Origin of the sequence: Myxococcus sp. MISCRS1, assembly GCF_026626605.1 — a bacterium.
Lineage (GTDB): Bacteria > Myxococcota > Myxococcia > Myxococcales > Myxococcaceae > Myxococcus > Myxococcus fulvus.
In genome coordinates, this window is the sequence record NZ_JAPNKB010000001.1 from 5,626,168 (window position 1) to 5,645,969 (window position 19,802).

The following is a 19,802-nucleotide window of genomic DNA, read 5'->3' on the forward strand; positions in this document are numbered from 1 at the left end:
CGCTACGAGTGCAGCGGCAGCCGGACGCCCGAGGTCTGCGGCGGCGGCGCGGCGGGCAGCGACTCCTCCACCCCGGAGCCCGGCTTGCGCGTCAGGTACTGCACCAGGCTGTTGTGCTTGCCCAGGTACGTGTCGAAGCGGTTCACCCCGTCCTCGAGCAGCCCCGCCTGGTCCAGCGCGTCGTGCATCACCGGCAGGTTGTAGAAGGGCACGGACGGGAACGCGTGGTGCGTCAGGTGGTAGTTGCAGTTGAGCGGCGCCACGAAGAAGTTCTCCAGCAGCGTGCCCTTCACGTCGCGCGTCTCGCGCGTCTCGTCGCCCTTGGGCTCGATGTCCAGCGGGTGCTCGCCCAGGGCGCGCATCCGGAAGAACGCCATCATCACCGTCGTCGTGGGCAGCACCCACAAGAGCAGCCAGTGCAGCCACGCGCCCGTCGTCACCAGCGTGGTGACCAGCAGCGCCACGTACGTCCAGTAGCGAGCGTGCTCGGCGGCGCTGATGCGGGGCTTGGCGCCACCCAACAGCCGCCCCCAGTACGTCCAGGGCAGCACCACCTTCAGGTGGTTGGGCGCGTACAGGCCCAGCGCGTCGCCCACGAACACCGCCGCGGCGCGCAGCGGCGTGCGCGGGAAGTGCCAGGACGCGTCGTCCTGCATGGAGGCCCAGTACGGGTCCTGCGGCGTGTTGACGTACCGGTGGTGCTCCATGTGCTGGTGCCGGTAGCCCGCCGTCGTCATGTTCAGCGGGAAGGCGCACAGGAAGTCCGCCACCACGTCGCCCACCTTCCGGTTGGACAGGAAGTGGTAGTGCGCCGCCTCGTGCATCAGCGCCAGCATCGCGTGCTGCCGCGTGGCGATGATGAGCGCCGCGATGGGCCACGCCCACCACCGGTCCACCCACACCACCCCGGCGAACGCCGCCACGATGACGAGCCACTGGGAGGCGAGCGCCCACACCGCCCGAGCATTGCTCACCCGCGACATCTCCCGGGTCAGCTTGGACAGCGCCTGGCGGTCGACGCGCCGCGCGATTTGGACATCCGCCTCGTCAACGACTTCGGCGTACATGAGGGGGCTCCTTCGTTTCACGAGCAAGCGGGGTATTCCAGGACTCTTTCTCGCAAGAACGGCCAGTATGGCAAGAAATTTCTCTCTGTAACGTACGCACGCCCTTTTCAAACAGCCACAAGCAGTCCGCGAAAACCCCTTGGGGGTCAACAATGACTGCCTTTTGAAGCCCCAGGCGGGTGTGATTGGACTCCGGTGGGAGGGTTTCGGTCACTGAAGTCAGACGCCAGACATGCGCGGGGCCCTGGAGACCGATGAAGGTCCACAGGGCCCCGGGCAACGACATGGGAGCTGTCACGCGCGAGGCGTGAGCGGGCTCAAGGCGTGGCGTCCCACTCCACCTTGAGGTGCCGCATCTGGCGCAGGACGATGCTCTGCCACGTGCCGTAGTCCTGGTTGGGCACCAGGCGCGGGTGGGCGACGGCCTCCACGAGGATGCGGGTGGTGATTTGGGTCTGGAGGCGGGCCAGCGGCGCGCCCAGGCAGAAGTGGATGCCGCGGCCGTAGGTGAGGTGTTGGGGCGGCTTCTCGCGGTCCACGTCCAGCTTGTTCGCGTGCGGGCAGAGTGACTCGTCGCGGCTGCCGGCCGCGTACAGCAGCAGCAGCCGGGAGCCCTTGGGCAGTTGGATGCCGCCCACGTCCACGTCCTCCAGGGCGGTGCGAATCATGGCGTGCTGGACGGAGTCGAAGCGGCTGCCCTCCTCGATGAACTTGGGGATGAGCTCCGGGTCCTCCCGGAGACGTCCCCACAGGCCGTGCTCGAGCGCCAGCTTCCAGGTGTTGGCCATCAGCGCCGTGGTGGACTCGTGGCCGGCGGACAGGAAGGACGCGCCGATGGCCATCACCAGCTCGTGCACGCTCAGCGCCTCGCCGTCCGCCTCCACCTCCACCAGGTAGCTGGTCAGGTCCTCACGGGGCGCCTTGCGCCGCTCCTCGATGAGGTTGACGCAGTAGCGCTGGAACTCCAGCACCCCCCGCGCCATCTCCGCCTGCTTCTCCGCGGGCACGTGCTCGAAGGTGAGCGACTGCCAGTCCGCGCTCCACTTCTTTATCTTCCACACGTCCTGCTGGGGCACGCCCATGACGCCGAGGATGACGTGGGCCGGCAGCGGATAGGCCAGCTGCTCCACCAGGTCCGCGTGCCCGTCCTTGGCGAAGCGGCCAATCAGCTCGCGCGCCATCTTCTCGATGAAGGGCTCCATCCCGGCGATGCGCTGCGCGGTGAAGCCCCGGTTCATCAGGCGCCTGAGGCGCGTGTGGTCCGGCGGGTCCATGCCCAAGAGCACGTGGGCGATGGGGAAGCCCTGCGACAGGATGTTCTTGGCCTCCTCCGTGAGCTGGGTGCCGCTCACCAGCATGTCCCGGTTGGAGAAGCGCGTCGTCTCCTTGAGGACCTGGAGGATGTCGTCGTGGCGGCTGACCAACCACATGCCGAGCATGGGGTTGAAGCTGACGGGCTCCTCCTTGCGCAGCCGCTCGAAGAACGGGTGGGGGTTGTCCACGTGCGGCCCCGCGAAGGGGTTGTACTGGGCGCCCAGGTGGGGGCAGCGCCCTGTCGGGGCGTGGGCCGGGACTCCGGTCTCTTCCTGCTTCTGAACCGTCACGGGCATGGTGTCACTCGCAGTTCGAGCGCGGGCCCCCCAGCTCACCGCTCGGACATGGGTTGATTGAGGCGTGGGGCACAGCCGGTCCGGAGCCAGGGCGAGGGAATTACCGGGCGAGTTGGAGGCTCTGGAGTGACCGCCTATACAACGATTCCCGACTATTAAGCCAGTGGGGGAGGATTTTTATAGTCTGGCTGGCCTCTGTCCACGGCGGGAAGATGCGCTATTCCTGAAATGTGCCGGATTTCAGACGGTTGGCGGACCCCGTCGGCCGCAAGCCGGCTCGGATTCTGAGGAAGAGGGAGGCGGGGGAGGGACGGCCGGGGAGCGCGAGCGGGCTCGACCGCAGTGTCACCAGGGGTGGCCTCGGGGGCCCCGGGGAGGGGGCCGCCACGAAAGCCAGACGGACGGCGGGTGCGGCGAGCTTCAGCCGCTCTTGCGGACGTTGGCGCGGCGCTGCTGCTCCACCCAGGCGTGGGCCTCGGCCATCGTCTTGACGAACTCCGTCTTGAACTCGGTCTTGCCGGTCAGGAACATGCCCAGGGAGATGACCTTGCCGAAGGTCTGCTGGACCATGTCCGCGCCCACGTAGACGCAGCCCTTGAACCACTCCGGCTTGCTGTTGTCGGACAGGTAGCGGCGCGCCTCCGCCTGGAGCTGCGAGTTGCCGATGTCCGCAATCATGAAGTAGGGGCCGGCCTTGGCGACCTGGCTGTAGATTTCAACGGCCCGCTTCATGTCCTCCAGGTTCAGCATGCCGCTGAACACCGCCACCAGCACGTCCTGCTGCTCGTGGCGAATCTGGTGCGCACCGAACTTCCATTCCTGTTGCTGCATGGGCACTCCCTCTGAGCTGGCCACACAAGCATACAACCCGTGGCCCACGGGAGCGAGAATCCAGTCTTCGCCTTCAAACCGCGACTTGAGGACGACCCTGGGTCTGGAATGGGACAGCGGGGGTGTCGCCCGGCACACAGCCGGGCCTCGCGTCTCAGCCCGCCTTGCGCTGCTGTCGGGCGCGGTGCTGGTCGACCCAGGTGCGCGCGTCCGCGAGGGTGTCGACGAAGGTGGTGTCGAAGCTCGTCTTGCCCGTGTAGAGCATGGCGAGCGAGATGGCCTTGCCGAAGGTCTTCTGGACGATGTCGGCGCCCACGTAGACGCAGCCCTTGAACCACTCGCTCTTGTTGTTCTCGGAGAGGTAGCGCCGGCCGGCGGCCTCGATTTGGGAGCGGCCGATTTCCGCGACGATGTAGTAGGGGCCCAGAATCGTGAACAGCTCCGCGTAGACCTCGGAGGTGCGCTTCACGTCGTCCAGGGTGATGGGGCCTTCGAAGGTCGCCACCGCCATGTCGGCTGATTCGATGCGAACGCGGTGCGCGCCGAACTTCCACTCCCGAGGCTTCTCCGCCATGTGCTCCCCCACCCAGAGGTCCTGTCTGTCCGAAGAATAACGCCCGCTCCCGGGCAGAAGGCAAACAGACGTCCCGAGTTGTGTGCCCGAAGTTCCAGGGAGACGTTTTTCTCCACATGCACACGAATTACGTGGTGCCGGGGTGTTCGGGTGAGAACGGGGGCGGTGCGGGTGTGTTGACGGTGAGGGGGCGGGAGGGGCTCATGCCGGGTTCCCATGGCTCGCCCGTTCTTCTTCTCGCTCGTGCTGGGGCTCGTCCTCGTGACGCTGGGGTGTCGGCGCGGGGAGGGTGAGCGCGAGCGGGGGGCGCGGCTGGTGCTGAAGTACCAGCCGCTGTGGGGGCCTCCGGAGCCGTTCCGGGAGCTCTTGGCGGGCTTCGAGGAGGCGCACCCCGGGGTGACGTTGGTGACGGAGGCGTTGCCGAACTCGTCGGACCTGGCGCACCAGTTCTTCCTCACGTCGTTGGAGGGAGGGGCGGCGGACTTCGACGTGCTGGTGGCGGACGTGGTGTGGGTGCCGGAGTTCGCGCGGGCGGGGTGGATAGCGGACCTGTCCGAGGCGTTCCCGCCCGAGCGGCTGCGCGAGGAGTTCCTGCCGGGGCCGGTGGAGGCGGTGGTGGTGGAGGGCCGGACGTACGCGGTGCCGTGGTACCTGGACGTGGGGGTGCTGTACTACCGGACGGATTTGGTGCCTCGGGCGCCGCGCACGTACGCGGAGTTGGAGCGGTTCGCGTTGGATGCGAAGGCGAAGGCGCCGGGGGTGCAGGGCTTCGTGTGGCAGGGGCGGCAGTACGAGGGCCTGAGCTGCAACGTGTACGAGGCGCTGTGGGGGCACGGTGGGCAGGCGTTGGGGGAGGACGGGCGCGTGTTGTTGGACACGGAGGCGGGGCGCGAGGCGCTCGGGTATCTGCGCGGGCTGCTGACGCGCGGGGTGTCTCCGGAGACGGTGATGGGGTTCGGCGAGGAGGAGGCGCGGCGCGTGTTCCAGGAGGGGCGCGCGGTGTTCATGCGCAACTGGCCGTATGCGTGGAGCGAGGCGCAGAAGGAGGGCTCGCCGATTCGGGGGAAGGTGGGCATGGCGCCCCTGCCCACGGTGAGCGGGGAGCCTGGGTTTGGAACGCTGGGCGGGTATCAGCTCGCGGTGAACGCGAAGGTGTCACCGGAGCGGAAGAAGCTCGCGGAGAAGCTCATCGCGCACCTGACGTCGCCGGAGGCGAACCTGGTGCTGGCGGTGCACTACGCGCGCAACCCGCCGAGGGCGGCGGTGTATGACGATGCGAGGTTGAAACAGGGCTCACCGTTCATCGCGAGCCTGCGGGAGATGGTGGAGCGCGCGCGGCCCCGGCCGGTGACGCCGTACTACAACCTGATTTCGGATGTGTTGCAGAGCGAGTTCTCCGCGGCGGTGGCGGGGATTCGCACGCCCGAGGAGGCCTTGGGGCGGGCGCAGAAACAGGTGGACCACCTGATGGGGGAGGGGAGATGAGCGGGCTCGCGGTGGGGTGGGCTCGGTGCGGCCGTGCCTCGGGTGGATGGATGCGGCTGCTGCGTGAGCACGAGCGGGAGGCGCGATGAGCGAGCCGGTGCGTGGCTCGCTGGAGCGGGAGCGCCGGCAGGCGTACTGGTTGGTGGCGCCGGCGGTGGTGGTGCTGGCGGGCGTGGCGCTGTACCCGATTCTCGCGGCGGTGTGGCTGAGCCTGCACCGCTTCATCCTGGTCTTCGGCGAGCGGAGGTTCGTGGGGCTGGGGAACTACGCGTACCTGTTGGGGGACGCGCGGTTCTGGGCCGCGCTGGGGAACACGGCGTACTTCACGGCGGTGGCGGTGGCGGTGGAGCTGCTGCTCGCGGTGCCGCTGGCGCTGCTGCTCCAGAGGTCCTTCCCGGGGCGAGGTTTGTTACGAGCCTCGGTGCTGGTGCCCTGGGCGATTCCCACCGTGGTGAGCGCGAGGCTGTGGGCGTGGATGTTCAATCCGGACTACGGGCTCATCAATCGCTTGCTGCTCGGACAGGACATCAACTGGCTGGGGGCGCCGGGGTACGCGCTGCACGCGGCGATACTGGTGGACGTGTGGAAGACGACGCCCTTCGTGGCGCTGTTGGTGTTGGCCGGGCTGCAAGGGATTCCGGAGGACCTGTACAAGGCGGCGCGGGTGGACGGGGCGTCACCGTGGAGAATCTTCCGGTCGATAACGCTGCCGTTGCTCAAGCCGGCGCTGTTGCTGGCGGTGCTGTTCCGCTCGTTGGATGCGTTCCGGGTGTTCGACGCCATCTACGTGTTGACGGAGGGCGGGCCGGCGAACACGACGGAGACGTTGAGCATCTACGCGTACAAGACGCTGATGCGCTCGGGGGACTTCGGGTACGGGAGCACGTTGTCGGTGGCGACGTTCCTGTGCGTGGTGGTGCTGGCGGCGGTGTGGCTGCGGCTGTTGGGGCGTGAGGAGCGGGCGCGATGAGACAGCGCGTGGGCTTGGGGACGGCGCTGGCGGTGGTGGCGTTCCTGACGTTCTTCCTGGGGCCGTTCTTCTGGCAGGTGCTGACGAGCCTGTGGCCGGATGGAGAGCTGACCCGGCCGTGGCCGTCGCATCTGACGTGGGAGAGCTACGCGAGCGTGCTGTGGGGGCGACCGTTCCTGCGGGTGGTGGTGAACTCGCTGGTGGTGGCGGCGCTGACGACGGGGTTCTGCCTGGTGGTGGGCTCGGCGGCGGCGTTCGCGCTGGCGAAGCTGGAGTTCCGGGGGAAGGGGCTGTTGTTGAGCGCGGCCCTGGCGGTGAGCATGTTCCCGCCGATTGCGACGGTGAGCCCGCTGTATCTCATCCTGCGCGCGGTGGGGTTGCGGGACAGCCTGGTGGGACTGGCGTTGCCCTATGCGACGTTCGCGATGCCGTTGACCTTGTGGGTGCTGACGTCGTTCTTCAAGCAGCTGCCGGATGAGCTGTATCGGGCGGCGAGGGTGGACGGGTGCACGCCGTTCCAGGCGTTCCGGCGGGTGTTGTTACCCCTGGCGGCGCCGGGGCTCGCGACGACGGCGATATTGGTGTTCATCTTCGCGTGGAACGAGTTCCTGTTCGCGCTGACGTTCCTGACGACGCCGGAGAAGCGCACGGTGCCCGTGGCCATCAGCCTGTTCGCCAGCGAGTACCGTGAGCCGTGGGGAGAGATTGCCGCGGCCTCCGTGGTGGCGACGCTGCCCCTGGTGGTGCTGACCGTGTTGTTCCAGCGGAGGATTGTGTCCGGGCTCACGGCGGGGGCGGTGAAGGAGTAGGGCGCACGGGGTGGGAGAGACCCGCCCCCGCGCGGGGGATTCCTCGGGTGAGGCCTGGCGGAGTAAATCCTTTCGCATCCCATGCTCCGTGCTCCGTCGTCCCAGGTTGGTCCGTTCCGGTTGCTGCGGCAGTGTGGCTCCGGAGGCATGGGTGAGGTGTTCGAGGCCGTCAACGAGAACACCGGACAACTGGTGGCGCTGAAGCTGCTGTCCCGGGACGCGTCGAGGGAGCCGCAGGTCGTCGCGCGCTTCCTCCAGGAGGGGCGCGCGCTGGTGAAGCTCGACCTCCCGGATGTGGTGCGAGCCTTTCATTGTGAGAAGCAGGCGGACCAGGTGTTCCTGGTCATGGAGTTGCTCGACGGCCAGGACCTGCGGAAGTGGATGGGTAGGCACTCGGGACGCGTGCCGCGCGAGACGGCCTTGGCCCTGTGCGCGCAGGTCGCGCGAGTGATGGCGGAGATCCACGCGAAGGGCATCGTCCACCGGGACCTGAAGCCGGAGAACGTGTTCCTCTGCACTGACGCGAGCTCGGCCCTGGGATATCGGGTCAAGCTGCTGGACTTCGGCATCGCCAAGCTGCCGCCGTACCGTGATGACGCAGTCGCCGCGACCCAGGTCCATACGCATGAGAACGTGCTCATCGGGACCTATCACTACACGGCACCGGAGCAGCTCCGGAGTGCCTCTTCGGCGAAGGTCTCCGCGGACGTCTACTCCCTGGGGGTGATGCTGTTCGAGCTGCTCGCGGGGCAGCGGCCCTTCGAGTCGGAGGAGATGGTCGAGGTCATCTCCGCGCACGTGAACACGCCGCCGCCCTTCCTGGGGCAGTTGGCGCCGACGATTCCTGGGGCGCTCGCGACCTTCGTGGCGTCGATGCTCGCGAAGTCGCCCGAGGAGCGCCCGACGATGGCGCGGTGTCGCGACATGCTGCTCCGGCCCTGGGCGCAGGAGCAGGACGTCTGTCCCGTGCCGGGGCTGGCGTCCTTCAATGAGTCGCAGGCGGAGCTGTTCTTCGGGCGCGGGGCGGAGACGCGCAGGGTGCTCGAGTCTCTGGACGAAGCACGCTCGGGAGGGCGGCGCTGGGTCTCGCTGGAAGGGCCGAGTGGTGTGGGCAAGTCCTCGCTGCTGCACGCGGGCGTGCTGCCGAGGCTCCGTGAGCCACCGCCGCCAGGGCTGCCGCGCTGGGTGGTCGTCGTGGCGAGGCCGTCGTATGAGCCGGTGCGGAGCCTCGCGAAGGCGCTCGTGACGGCCTTCCCCACGCGGGATGTGGATGCGGTGGAGCGAGGGCTGCGAAGCGGGCCCGAGGGCCTGCGGACCTTCGTCCAGACGAACGTTCCTGAAGACAGCTTGATGCTGCTGGTCGTGGAGCCGCTGGAGGAGCTCTTCACCTCGGGGAGCGCCGAGCAGTCGGTGCTGGATGGACTGCTGGTCACGGCATTGGCCGAGGAGGGCCGGCTGCGGCTGCTGACGTGCTTGCGCAGCGACTTCCTGCATCGGCTGGAGCAGTTGCCGAGGCTTCCCCACCGGCTTCAAGAAGCGATGCGCTTCCCGCTCTTGCCGATGGGTGAAGCGGCGCTGAAGGAGGTCGTCGAGGGGATGGCGCGCCAGGCGGGGATGCAGCTCAGTGAAGGTCTGGCGGAGCGGATGGTGCGCGACGCGAAGGGAGAGGGCGGCGGGCTGCCGTTGCTCGGGCATGCGCTGCGCTCACTGTGGACCTTGAGCGGTGGCGCGCCCCTGACGCACGAGCACTATGACCGGATGGGAGGCGTGGGCGGCGCGCTGTCCCAGCAGGCGGAGCAACTGCTGGCGAGCCTGGGCGAGCAGGGCCGGGAGCGTGCGAAGTGGATCCTGCTGTCCCTGGTCCAGGTGGGACGTGGCGTGCAGGACACGCGGCGGCCTCGTCCCAGGAGCGAGGTGTTGGCGGAGGCGGGAGGTGATGCACTCGCCGAAGAAGCGTTGCTTCGCCTGAGCGGGCTGTCCGGGGTGGCGGGCGGTGAGCCCGGACCTCGACTGGTGCTCCTGTCCGGAGGGGCCGAGGTCGAGTCCCAACGTGTGGACCTGGTGCATGAGACGCTGTTGCAGCGGGTCCGCTCGCTCGTCGCGTGGCTGGAGGAGGAGCGGCGAGAGCTGGAGGTGCGCGCGGACGTCGAGGTCGCCGCACGGAACTGGGAAGAGGCCGCGCGGCCGAATGAGTGGCTCCCTCGGGGAACGATGCTGACGCATTACCGGGGCGGTGTCGGCACCCCTGGACGGGGTGTCCATCGGCTGAGTCTTCGCGCGAACGCATTTCTCCAGGCCGCGAGCCGGTTGGAGCGGCGTCGGGTGTGGACCGGCCGCGCATTGGTGGCCGCGGCTTCATTGGCCGTGGTCGTGATGCTTGGAGTGACGGTGCAGGCGTGGGAGCAGCGCGAGCGCGCCGACCAGAACCTCCACCGCATCATGAACTCCGCGGAAGGCATCGTCTCCGACGCGGACTGGGAGTTGAGCTGGATTGCGAACACGCTCGAGGTCCGACGGGCGTTGCTACGTGGCTTGTCGGACTCGCTGGAGGGGTTCTCCGAGGAGGAGCAGCAGCGGCGAGAGGTCCTCTGGCAACGCATCAAGCTTGCCCACCGGATGGCCGACCTGAGCTTCCTGAATGACACGCTGCAGGTCGCAGGTGCGCACCTCCTCCACGCAAGGAACCTCCTGACGCAAGGTGAGGCGCTCGGCTTCGGAGGCGAGGATTACCGCATGCAGTGGGCGTTCAATCACTCGAAGCAGGGCAAGGTCGACCTGGCGGCGGGGCGATTGTCCAAAGCGCGTGCCCTCTTCCTGCAATCCGTCGAGTATTTCGAAGCGCAGCGTGCCGCTGTGCCGCGCTCGGTCTCCGGAGACCGGGACTCCGCGGTGGGCCTCAGCGAGCTGGCGGACCTGGAGCTCGCCGAGGGGCGCGCGGGCGAGGCCCTGCGTTGGCTCGAACGCGCCGTTCCGCTGTTCTCCACGCAGGACCCGGACTACGGCGCATCCCTCTACGCGCAGGGCCTGGCGTATCAGGCGGAGGTGATGCGACGGGCGGGGCGCCTGGCGGACGCGCACCCTCGATTGGATGAGGCCATGAGGCTCATGGCACAGGAGGCGAGCACGCATGCCGGGGACCATCACCGCAAGTGGATGCTGGAGTGGGTCCGACTCTGGAGCGCGAGATTGGCCTCTGACGAGGGCCGCTGGACGGACGCAGCGGTGGGCTACACGGCCGCGGTGACTTCCGGGCGCGAGCTGGTCAGGGGGGAGCCCACGAGCAAGCGATTCGCCCTGGCGCTCCTGGAAGCCCTGCGTGGGGCCGAGGCGTTGGCGCTTCGGCGAGGGGATTCTGACCAGGCGGAGGCACTGCGCAGGGAGGGGTGTGCGCTGGTCCATGAGTTCGTCGCGCGCGACCCGGAGGACGTGCGCTTCAAGGCCCTGGCGTGCGAGAGTTTCAAACCGTGACGTGGGGGATGCGCATGGCCGAGCCTTCTTTGTCGGAGTGGTCTTTCGAGGCGCTGTTGCAGCGGGTTCGAGAAGGGGAGAAGGCCGCGCGGGACGAATTGTGGAGCCGTTGTCTGCGGCAGGTGTCCCAGTGGGCCGAGAAACAGCGTGCCCAGGTCGAGAAGGTCGGCGCGCGGCCTTCGGACGTCACCCAGGACTCCCTGCTGAAGGCGTTTCAACAGCTCGACCATTTCCAGGGGACCACGGAGCGGGAGTGGTGGGCGTGGCTCCGTCAGATCGTGAGGAACGAGGCCATCGGGACCTATCGACATGGCACCCGGAAGCGGCGCGACGCGACGGCGACGGTGTCGCTGGATGGAGAAGAACTCCTCGGCGTGAAGGCGCAGGAGCGCAGCCCGAGCCAGGTGACGGCACTCCAGGAAGAGTGGCGACGCCTCATCTCCGGCTTCCAGTGGTTGGAAGGTCATCAGCCGGACCAGCACCAGGCCCTGAAGATGTTCCATCTCGATGAGCACCCGGTGAAGGCCATCGCGGAGCACATGGGCAGGACGCCCAAGGCGGTCGAGAGCCTCATGGGGCGTGGGGTGCGCGCCTTGCGTGCCTGGATGGCGGATGAACCAGTCCTGGAGGACCCGCTCTCCACCGAGGCAGCCGCGGAGCGCAACGAGGTGGATGCGGCCTTCTCCAAGTACCTGCGGCTCCTGGAGGCAGGCGGGACGGTGGAGGTCGAAGCCTTCGTGAAGGGCTACCCGGACTGCGAAGAAGAGCTCCGGGGCATGCTCCACTGGATGGACCAACTGCGTGCCTTGGACCCATCCAGGAAGCGCTGATGTCGCTCCACGGGATGCAGTGGGGGCGCTACGTCATCGACAGCCTCGTCGCGGTGGGCGGGTCGAGTGATGTCTATCGGGCTCGTGCGCTCGATGGAGATGGCTGGGTGGCGGTGAAGACCCTGAGCCAGAGCGCGAGTCTTCAGGCGGAGCTGGTCGCGAGGTTCCAGAACGAAGCAGAGGCGCTCCTGTCACTGCGCCATCCGTATCTGGTCGAGGCGCTCGAGATGGGCACGCCCACGGAAGACGGGCCCCCCTTTCTCGTCCTGGAGTGGCTCCCGGTGAGCTTGCATGAGCTCCTCGCGCGGCGAGGTGGCCGACTGTCGTTGGAGGAAGGTGTCCAGGTGCTGCGCCAGCTCGCGCAGGTGCTCCACTTCCTGCACGAGAAGGGTGTCATCCATCGAGACCTGAAGCCCGAGAACGTCCTCATGGCTTGTTCCGGACCTGACGCACTGGAGGTCCGTCTCACCGACCTGGGCCTGGCGCGCCTCGTCCCGGGAGAGGGGGCACGGGCTCCTTCGCTGTACGTGTCCACGGCGAGGGAGGCGCTGCTGGGGACGGGGGAGTACATGGCCCCCGAGCAGTGGACCAGTCCCAAGGGCGTGGACGCGAAGGTGGATGTCTATGCGCTGGGGGTGCTGGGCTTCCGTCTGCTGGTGGGAGCGCCTCCTTTCAGTGCGAGTGAGCGTTCGGGGTTGTTCTTCCTTCATGCGCTCAAGCCCCCGCCGCTGGCTCTCCTGGAGGGATTGGCTCCCGAGCCCCTTCGTGTCCTGCTCGGAGCCATGCTCTCGAAGAAGCCGGGGCAGCGGCCCGAGATGGTCGACGTGGCGAGGACCTTGGACTCGCTCGCGAGGGGCTGAGCCCGGTCTGGCGTCCTCTCTTCCGGAACGGATTTCCCGCGTGGGGGAGGTGCGACATGTGGACCGTGGAGCAGGCGATGCAAAGGCTCGTCGAGGAGCAGGAGTTGTCTCGCGCCGAGCGTGACAACGTGACGCGGCAGCACGAGGTCGTGCGCGAAGTGCTGATTCGGCGGCTGCCACTGTCGGAGGTGTTCCTGTCGGGCTCGTACAGCCGGGGGACGGCGCTGCGTCCCTTGCACGACGTGGATGTGTTCGCCGTGTTCGACGCCGACCGCCAACCGAGGGGGCAACGGGAGCCTGACGCGTTGCTGGGTGAGGTGCGGCAGGTCTTCGAGGCGGAGTGGCCGGGACGCGACTCGCCGGCCCTGCAGAGACACTCCCTGCGCATCGACTTCTCCTCGGGAATCAGCGTCGACATCGTGCCGGCCTACACGCGAGGACCGGGGGGCTATCTCATTCCCCAGCGGGACTCGGGCGCCTGGATTCAGACGAACCCGAAGGAACACCAGGCCGCCTGTGCCCAGGCTGACCAGGCCGCGAGAGGTCGACTCAATCCCCTCATCAAGCTGGTGAAGCAGTGGAACCGAGCTCGGGACAACAGTCCGCTGCGCTCCTTCCATCTGGAGGCGATGTGCTACTCGGCATTTGCGTCGCCGCCCGAGGGGACGCTGCTGGAGCGACTCGAAGCCTTGTTCCGGCACCTGTCGGAGCGCGTCATGCAGACCTGCCGTGACCCGGCGAAGCTGGGCGTCGCGGTGGATGCTCGGATGACGCAGGGACAGAAGGAGGCCGCTCGCAACCTGTTCCAGAACGCCATCCGGGAGGTGCGCCTCGCCTCGCAGGAGCGCACGTCGAACCCGGAGCAGGCGCACCAGCGCCTCTCGACGCTGTTCGGGCCCGTCTACCGCAATCGCGGCCCTTGAGCTCCTCGCGGGAAAATGAGCGGGCTCGCGAGGGGTCCACTTCGCGTTGGCGTCTTCCTCGGTGGACGACGTCAACCGAGGTGCGCACATGTCGAACGTGGAGCTGTCCATCAATCGCAGGACCGAGGCGCTCATCCTTCGTTACGAGCACGACCGGCCCGTCATCGAGGACGCGGCACGCCAGACGCTGACGCGTGAGGGGCTGGAGGGTTATCGCGACGTGGCCAGCGCGGTGCTCCATCCGTACGACGAGAGGCTCAGTGTGCGCTCGCTGCGGGGGGAGGCGTGGGCGGGGGCCTTCCTCGAGAACGAGCGGTTCGCGAGCGCGCTCATCGGCAAGGAGAAGGAGCTGGGGCTGGACCACCTGCCGGTGTACCTCTTCGGCTGCGCGCCGCTGGAGCTGATGCTCCACCTGGCTTCGTGCCTGCCCCGACGTCGCCTCCGGGTGTACCAGCAGTCCGGGAGCGGCGAGTGGTCGCTCGGCTTCGACCGGACGATGGCCGCCGCGTCCGAGGACTTCCTCGAGGTGGAGGGGCTGCCGAAGGCGAAGCAGGGCGGCTCGGGCGTGGTGGCGCTCGTCGTGGAGGTGACTCGCGCCATCGGCGACCAGGCGCTGGAGGCGTTCCGCAGGAAGCATGGCGCGAACCTCCTGGCCGAGGTCCGCGTGCGCCCGGTGCGTGGGCCTGGGCCGGCGGCCATCCAGAGCCCCGCGGAGGTGTCGCGCGCGGCGGAGCAGCTCCGCGGTGTGCTCGGGGATTTGCACGAGCAGCTGGGCGGCGCGACGTCGGTGCTGCTGGCCATGGACTGCCCGGGGAGCTTCGCCGCCGCGCTGGGCACGGCGGTGAACGTGAACACGCAGCTCCCGTTGTGGCTCCACCACTACGACGCGGACCGGAGGCAGTACCTGCTCGTCCAGGAGATGAAGGCCGGACGCGCCGCGCCCCTGGCGGTGGAGTACACGACCGCGCAGTTCGCGGTGGCGGCGAAGGTCCTCAGCGAGGTGCGGAAGGTCCACCAGGAGCTGGTGTCCTGGTTGTCCGAGCCCGCGCAGCAGGACCTCCTGTCGGAGCTGAGCGAGCAGGACCGGACGCACTTCGTGCGCGGCTCCGTCGAGGATGCGCCGTCGACCGGGCCCATCGAGATCTACCGTCACTTCGAGGGCAAGTGGGGCTTCGACGTGGGGATGTTGCTGGCCCTCAAGGAGCTGAAGGACCGCGTGGGCAGCGAGGACTGGAAGGAGTGCGTCCGGCTGTACATGGTCCACGAGGTCTTCCACGTCCAGCAGGGCGGGCTGACCTCGTACACGTTCAGCGGGAGCGGGCGCACGGGCTTCGTGCTGGAGGCGGCGGACTTCGACGCGGACGCCATCGCAATCGAGGTGGCGCTGGCGTGGCGCAAGTCGAAGCAGGAGGGGACGGTAGCGGGCGACGGTGAGACCCGGACGATGGAGCGCATCATCTGGAACGCGATGGAGAGCCTGCGCATGTTCGAGCCGGAGACGCCCATCCGGACGCTCTCCGAGCGACGGCTGCGCCGCTACCTCATCTGGATGTTCCAGGTGTGCCGGCTCAGCGCGCTGAAGCTGACCTCCGCGCGAGGCCCCGCGCCGAAGCTGGAGCGCGCGACGGTGGAGATCGCCGGCCTGAAGACGTCTCCGGACCCGTTCGAGACGTACTCGCAGCAGCGGGTGGACCTGCTCGACGTGGACCTGAATGACGAGCTCATCACGGGGGTCTACTTCCAGCGCAAGCTGGTGCGAGACCCGGATCGTCGCTGGGTGAAGCGCGTGCTCGAGGCGCTCAGCCGCTGGGGCGAGAAGCCGCGCGAGGACGCGCAGGACGAGATGCGGCGGCTCTTCGAGGAGTTCTTCAACCGTCATCGCGAGCTGGTTCAGTCCCGCTGAAGGAGCGCGGTCCGCCATGGGAGAGCAGAGCGCATCCCGGCTCGAGGGAGACCGGTATCAGTACCTGTACGCCTGGCACGAGCTGCTCCGGCTGCTCGACGCGGAGTGTCCCTTCGAGCACGGCTATCTGGAGCATCCCGAGGCGGGCTCCGCGGACGACGTGACGCTGCACGCGCGCGAGGGCTCGGGCGTGGCGAGCCGCTTCGTGCAGGTGAAGTGGCACGTGGACCACCGCGAGGTGTACTCGCTGGACTCCCTCACGGAGGTGCAGCGCGGGAAGGGACGCCCGCTGTTGCACAAGCTCTTCACGAGCTGGCGTGCGCTGCGTGCCCGAGGGCCCGTGGAGGTGTGGCTCGTGAGCAACTGGGGGGCGGAGGAGCGACTCGGGCGCTACCTGGTGGGACGGGACCACTCGCTGGCGCCGGAGTTCTTCTCGGAGTCTCGGCTTGGCGCGTTTGGGGAGGGGGCCTCTCGGTGGGCTTCGCGGTGCGAGACGACGCCGGAGGGGCTGGCGTCGTTCCTCGGGGACCTGCGCTTGCGGTTGGGGTTCGCGAGCATCCGGGACCTGGAGGAGCAGGTCGACTGGCGCATGGACGGGCTCGGGTTGCGGCAGGGCGTGAACCCGAGGGCCATCGTGCTCGATGCGATGCGCGAATGGGTGGAGCGCTCGGGGGAGGTGAAGCGGGTGACGCGCGAGTCGCTGGTGGCGTTCCTGCGGGCTCGGGAGCTGTTCGCGCCGTTGGAGGAGGGGCCCACGGTGAGCCTGTGGGTGCATGGGTGGGCGCGGCGCAGGTGGGAGGGGCCGCCGCCGACCGAGGAGCTGGATTGGACGGGATGCTTCGAGCGGGACACGCGGCGTCATCCGGAGGAGGCGGTGTGGCGTGAGCGGCTGTGGCCGGAGCTTCGGGCGGCTCGGAGGCGGCTGATGGAGCGGGCGGAGGGGGCGCTGGTGGATGTCCGGGGGAAGGTGCCGCTGAGCGTGTCGCTGGCGGTGGGCTCGCAGTTCTCGGAGGCCGCGGGCTTCCGACTCCGGGCCGAGCAGTTCACGCGAGGCGAGACGTTCCTGTGGCGTTCGGACGTGGGGGCCTCGGAGCGGAGGCTGCGCGTGGTGGAGCGCGAGGGGGCGCCGGAGGGGCAGGCGTTGCTCGTGGTGTTCCAGCTCACGGGGGACGCGGGGGCGGAGCGGGAGCGCTTCGAGGCGGAGCACCCGGGGGTCCACCGCGCGGTGTTGGTGCTGGAGCCGGAGGAGGGGACGGGGGACGGCGCGGTGCGCTCGGCTGGGGACGCGGTGGCGTTCGCCGTGCAGGCTCGGGAGTTCATCCGCCGCGCGCGGAGCCGGTACCGGGTGAGGATGACACACCTATTGCTCTACGCGCCCTCGACGTGCGCGCTGTTCCTGGGACAGCGGCTCAACGCCGTCGGGCCCGTGGTGGTGCACGAGCTCGCGCTGGATGGACGGTATGTGCCCGTGCTTACGGTGCAGACGGGGTGAGGGGCCGTGCGCCTTGGGGGGGCGTGACTCTGCTTGGCGGTGTTCGATTTGCAGGACGTGTTCCCTTCATGGGTTCTCGAGTTGGGGGAATGAGGAGTTTCGCTGAGTGGATGCGGTGATGGTGCGGGGCGGGTTGAAAGGGTATTTGGACGATGTATTGGATTGGGCATGCAAGCACCTCGGCATGGCGAGAGCGGCGGGACGTGATACGGGTGAAAAGCCGTGTGGTGATGCGGGGTTGAGGCTCTTTGACAGGTGAATAAGTGCTTGAGTGGGGAAGTAGTGAGGGATGCCAATGGGTTGGATGCTGTGGGATGTCGCGTTGGCGTTGGAGTTCGCGGACAGGGTGGGGGTGCTTGAAAACAGGGGTGGCGAGAAGGCGGAATCGCTTGGGATTCCAGGGTGGCTCCGCCGCCCGCCGTGATGCCGGAAGGCGTTGTGCACCTGCGGTGGGGCTGTCAGCGAGACAGGGACGATTTCCCTCGCCGCTCGCCATGATGCCGGGAGGCGTTGAGCACTCGTAGAAGTCGTCCTCGCGCCACTCCACGAGGCGAATCCGCCGCTCGCTGTGATGCCGGAAGGCGTTGATCACAGCGCCGGCACCTCCGGCACGGGTGTGGGAACTCGGGGCCGCCGCTCGCCGTGATGCCGGAAGGCGCTGAGCACTTGTTGATGGCGTTCGCCAGATGCGTCTTCGGACCGCCCGCCGCTCGCCGTGATGCCGGAAGGCGTTGAGCACTCATCGCTGATGCCCTTGGGGCAGATGGTTCGCTTGCCGCCGCTCGCCGTGGTGCCGGAAGGCGTTGAGCACCGGATGCTGGCCAGCCACGCGTCGCGGTCGGCCTCCCGCCGCTCGCCGTGATGCCGGAAGGCGTTGAGCACTTGCGGTTCACGCCCAGGAGGAAGACCTCCTCGTCCGCCGCTCGCCGTGATGCCGGAAGGCGTTGAGCACGTGATGAACACGTTCTCCTCCTGGTCGGCATTTAGTTCCGCCGCTCGCCGTGATGCCGGAAGGCGTTGAGCACCTTCCGAAGATGGCATCACTGAACCCACAGATGTTCTGCCGCTCGCCGTGATGCCGGAAGGCGTTGAGCACGGGCTTCTGCGGTCCTGCGCAAACCCGGCCGTTGGGCTGCCGCTCGCCGTGATGTCGAAAGGCGTTGAGCACAAGAGGTCGTGGTGCGTGATGGCGCGGATGACCCTGCTGCTCGCCGTGATGCCGTAAGGCGTTGAGCAATCGTTGGGCACCTCGTTGAGGTTGAGCAGTCGGTGAACCGCCGCTCGCTGTGATGCCGGAAGGCGTTGAGCACCGTCCCTGGTCGAGTGCACGCCCGCGCCAGTCCGCCCGCTGCTCGCCGTGATGCCGGAAAGGCGTTGAGCACTAGCCAATCCCGTAGCCGTACTCGTAGTGGTCCCCGACCCGCCGCTCGCCGTGATGCCGGAAGGCGTTGAGCACATGGACTGCGCGAGTGGCTTCATCGGGTTCGACTGGTCGCCGTCGCTCGCCGTGATGCCGGAAGGCGTTGAGCGCGACGTTGGGCTGAGGATGAACGTGGGGGCACCGGTCCTCCGCACGCAGCGATGGCTGGCGCATTGGTGTGCCGCTCACTCGGAACGGTGCAGCGATGACGCACTCGTGTCTGTAGTGGCTGGGGATACAAGCGGGAGGCAACAGCAGCGATGCAGTAGCGTCGCGCGCGGAGCGCCATCCCCGAGCCCGCGACGGCGAACACGCCACGCCGCTGAACGGCGGTCCGCCGTTCAGCGACGAGGATGTCCGAGACTCAGGGCAGCGTCACCGGGACGGACTGGAGCGCTCCACCCGGGATGTCCGTGGGGAGCATCAGCTCTGGGCGGCCCCCGGGCGTGCCTCCGTTCTTGTACGTGTTGAGCTGCCCCGAAATCATCCACTGGCCCGGCTGGCCCCCGGGGCCCTGGGCGTAGTGGATGAAGGGCGTGGAGCCCGTCGGGAGGTTGTGCTTGCCGGTGGGGTGCGAGTAGTCGCTGGGCGTGTAGCTCCCCGCGGGCTTGAGGTTCGGGTGCTGCGACAGGAAGCCGTCCAGCTCCGCCTTGCCGTTCTTCGAGTAGTCCGCGTGGTGCAGGAAGGACAGGTTGTTGTTCTTCGTGTCGTGCAGCGCATGCACGGCGCAGCCGTTGAGCGCGCCCGTCACCACCATGTTCGGCTCGCCGGGACGCGGATGCAGCGGCACCCCCTGGATGCCCGCGAACTTGCCCTCGCCCGTCGAGAGGTAGTGCATGTAGTGCGCCGGGACGCCCGGGCTGCCCGCGGGCGAGACCGACAGGTTCGTGTTGTTCTGGTACTTGTGGGCGTTGAGCGACACCAACGAGTCATTGGCGTTGACGAAGGGCTTCTGCGCGGTCGGCAGCGCCACGCCCTGCGGCGCGCCGCCCGGGAACATGTTGTAGGAGTTCAGGACGCTCTGCCCCGCGTGGCCCAGCGGGTTGGCGCCGAACGACGAGGTGACGTCCTTGCCCGGCTGCTTCGTGGGTGGGGTGTTCACCTTGCTCGACGAGGGCTTGCTGCCCTGCGTGTCGAACCCATCCTGCACGGAGTTCAGCTTGGTGGGCGCGGGCTTCGTCTCGACGGGCGGCGGGGCGCTCGGCTTGTTCGCGCCGCTCCCAGTGCCCGAAGGGCCCTTGGTGCTGAAGGGGTTCTTGAAACCGCCGAGCTTGATGCCTTTCACGGAGAGACTCCTGTCGTCGAGGGGATGGATGGCGCGTCGAGGGTGACTTGCAAGGCTCCAAGGCAACTTCCACGCCAGCCGGGTCTCCTTCCTGAGCTCTCAGGAAGCACTGGCACTTGTGGAGAAAGGGACCCCGCCCCGGCGCACGCCGGCTGATGTCTCCTGTTCATCCCCTGATGTCTCCAGTCACCACCCGGCGGTCTGGACGCAGGGGGCGGGCTGATGACCCGGGTGCCTGCTTCCGCTTCATTGTCCTGGTGCCCCAAGGACTCGGG

At 68.1% G+C, this 19,802-nt stretch carries 15 protein-coding genes; 9 read left to right on the forward strand and 6 right to left on the reverse strand.

All coding sequences use genetic code 11. From position 1 onward, the window contains the following. Positions 1–2: 2 nt before the first annotated feature. The 4 genes from OWM54_RS22285 to OWM54_RS22300 form a co-directional block, all read right to left on the reverse strand. Positions 3–1,067 (reverse strand): fatty acid desaturase family protein, encoded by a 1,065-nt coding sequence (locus tag OWM54_RS22285; RefSeq protein ID WP_267698766.1) that lies wholly within the window; start codon positions 1,065–1,067, stop codon positions 3–5. Between the two features lie 317 nt (positions 1,068–1,384). Continuing rightward, positions 1,385–2,677 carry a cytochrome P450 gene (locus OWM54_RS22290; RefSeq protein WP_267698767.1) on the reverse strand — a complete coding sequence of 431 codons (1,293 nt, stop codon included), beginning with the start codon at positions 2,675–2,677 and terminating at the stop codon, positions 1,385–1,387. Positions 2,678–3,097: 420 nt separating this feature from the next. Then, positions 3,098–3,508 carry an STAS/SEC14 domain-containing protein gene (locus tag OWM54_RS22295; RefSeq protein ID WP_223750830.1) on the reverse strand — a complete coding sequence of 137 codons (411 nt, stop codon included), beginning with the start codon at positions 3,506–3,508 and terminating at the stop codon, positions 3,098–3,100. 154 nt (positions 3,509–3,662) lie between these two features. Beyond that, positions 3,663–4,082 carry an STAS/SEC14 domain-containing protein gene (locus tag OWM54_RS22300; RefSeq protein WP_141332792.1) on the reverse strand — a complete coding sequence of 140 codons (420 nt, stop codon included), beginning with the start codon at positions 4,080–4,082 and terminating at the stop codon, positions 3,663–3,665. 216 nt (positions 4,083–4,298) lie between these two features. Here OWM54_RS22300 and OWM54_RS22305 point away from each other — a divergent pair, with 216 nt between their 5' ends. From OWM54_RS22305 to OWM54_RS22345, 9 genes are all read left to right on the forward strand, one after another. Continuing rightward, positions 4,299–5,567 (forward strand): ABC transporter substrate-binding protein, encoded by a 1,269-nt coding sequence (locus OWM54_RS22305; protein ID WP_267698768.1) that lies wholly within the window; start codon positions 4,299–4,301, stop codon positions 5,565–5,567. Positions 5,568–5,652: 85 nt separating this feature from the next. Next, positions 5,653–6,537: a carbohydrate ABC transporter permease gene (locus tag OWM54_RS22310; protein WP_267698769.1), complete on the forward strand. Its 885-nt coding sequence runs from the start codon at positions 5,653–5,655 to the stop codon at positions 6,535–6,537. Further along, a complete protein-coding gene (locus OWM54_RS22315) occupies positions 6,534–7,346 on the forward strand; it encodes a carbohydrate ABC transporter permease (RefSeq protein WP_267698770.1) in 813 nt (270 codons plus the stop codon). The genes OWM54_RS22310 and OWM54_RS22315 overlap by 4 nt, the downstream gene beginning before the upstream one ends. 81 nt (positions 7,347–7,427) lie before the next feature. Then, positions 7,428–10,814: a serine/threonine-protein kinase gene (locus tag OWM54_RS22320; protein WP_267698771.1), complete on the forward strand. Its 3,387-nt coding sequence runs from the start codon at positions 7,428–7,430 to the stop codon at positions 10,812–10,814. A 14-nt stretch (positions 10,815–10,828) separates the two neighbouring features. Then, entirely contained in the window at positions 10,829–11,644 is an 816-nt protein-coding gene (locus tag OWM54_RS22325; protein WP_267698773.1) for a sigma-70 family RNA polymerase sigma factor, read from the forward strand. After that, positions 11,644–12,504 (forward strand): serine/threonine-protein kinase, encoded by an 861-nt coding sequence (locus OWM54_RS22330; RefSeq protein WP_267698774.1) that lies wholly within the window; start codon positions 11,644–11,646, stop codon positions 12,502–12,504. Before OWM54_RS22325 ends, OWM54_RS22330 begins: the two co-directional genes overlap by 1 nt. Positions 12,505–12,560: 56 nt before the next feature. Then, the gene (locus tag OWM54_RS22335; protein WP_267698775.1) at positions 12,561–13,427 is read left to right on the forward strand and encodes a CBASS oligonucleotide cyclase; all 867 of its coding nucleotides are present in this window, start codon (positions 12,561–12,563) and stop codon (positions 13,425–13,427) included. Between the two features lie 88 nt (positions 13,428–13,515). After that, positions 13,516–15,330, forward strand: a complete 1,815-nt coding sequence (locus tag OWM54_RS22340) for an SAVED domain-containing protein (protein ID WP_267698776.1) — start codon at positions 13,516–13,518, stop codon at positions 15,328–15,330. Positions 15,331–15,346: 16 nt separating this feature from the next. After that, positions 15,347–16,822 carry an SAVED domain-containing protein gene (locus OWM54_RS22345; protein ID WP_267698777.1) on the forward strand — a complete coding sequence of 492 codons (1,476 nt, stop codon included), beginning with the start codon at positions 15,347–15,349 and terminating at the stop codon, positions 16,820–16,822. 588 nt (positions 16,823–17,410) lie between these two features. Here the strand turns inward: OWM54_RS22345 and OWM54_RS22350 are convergent. Next, entirely contained in the window at positions 17,411–17,785 is a 375-nt protein-coding gene (locus OWM54_RS22350; protein ID WP_267698778.1) for a hypothetical protein, read from the reverse strand. Positions 17,786–18,606: 821 nt separating this feature from the next. Next, a complete protein-coding gene (locus OWM54_RS22355) occupies positions 18,607–19,527 on the reverse strand; it encodes a hypothetical protein (RefSeq protein WP_267698779.1) in 921 nt (306 codons plus the stop codon). Between the last annotated feature and the right edge of the window lie 275 nt (positions 19,528–19,802).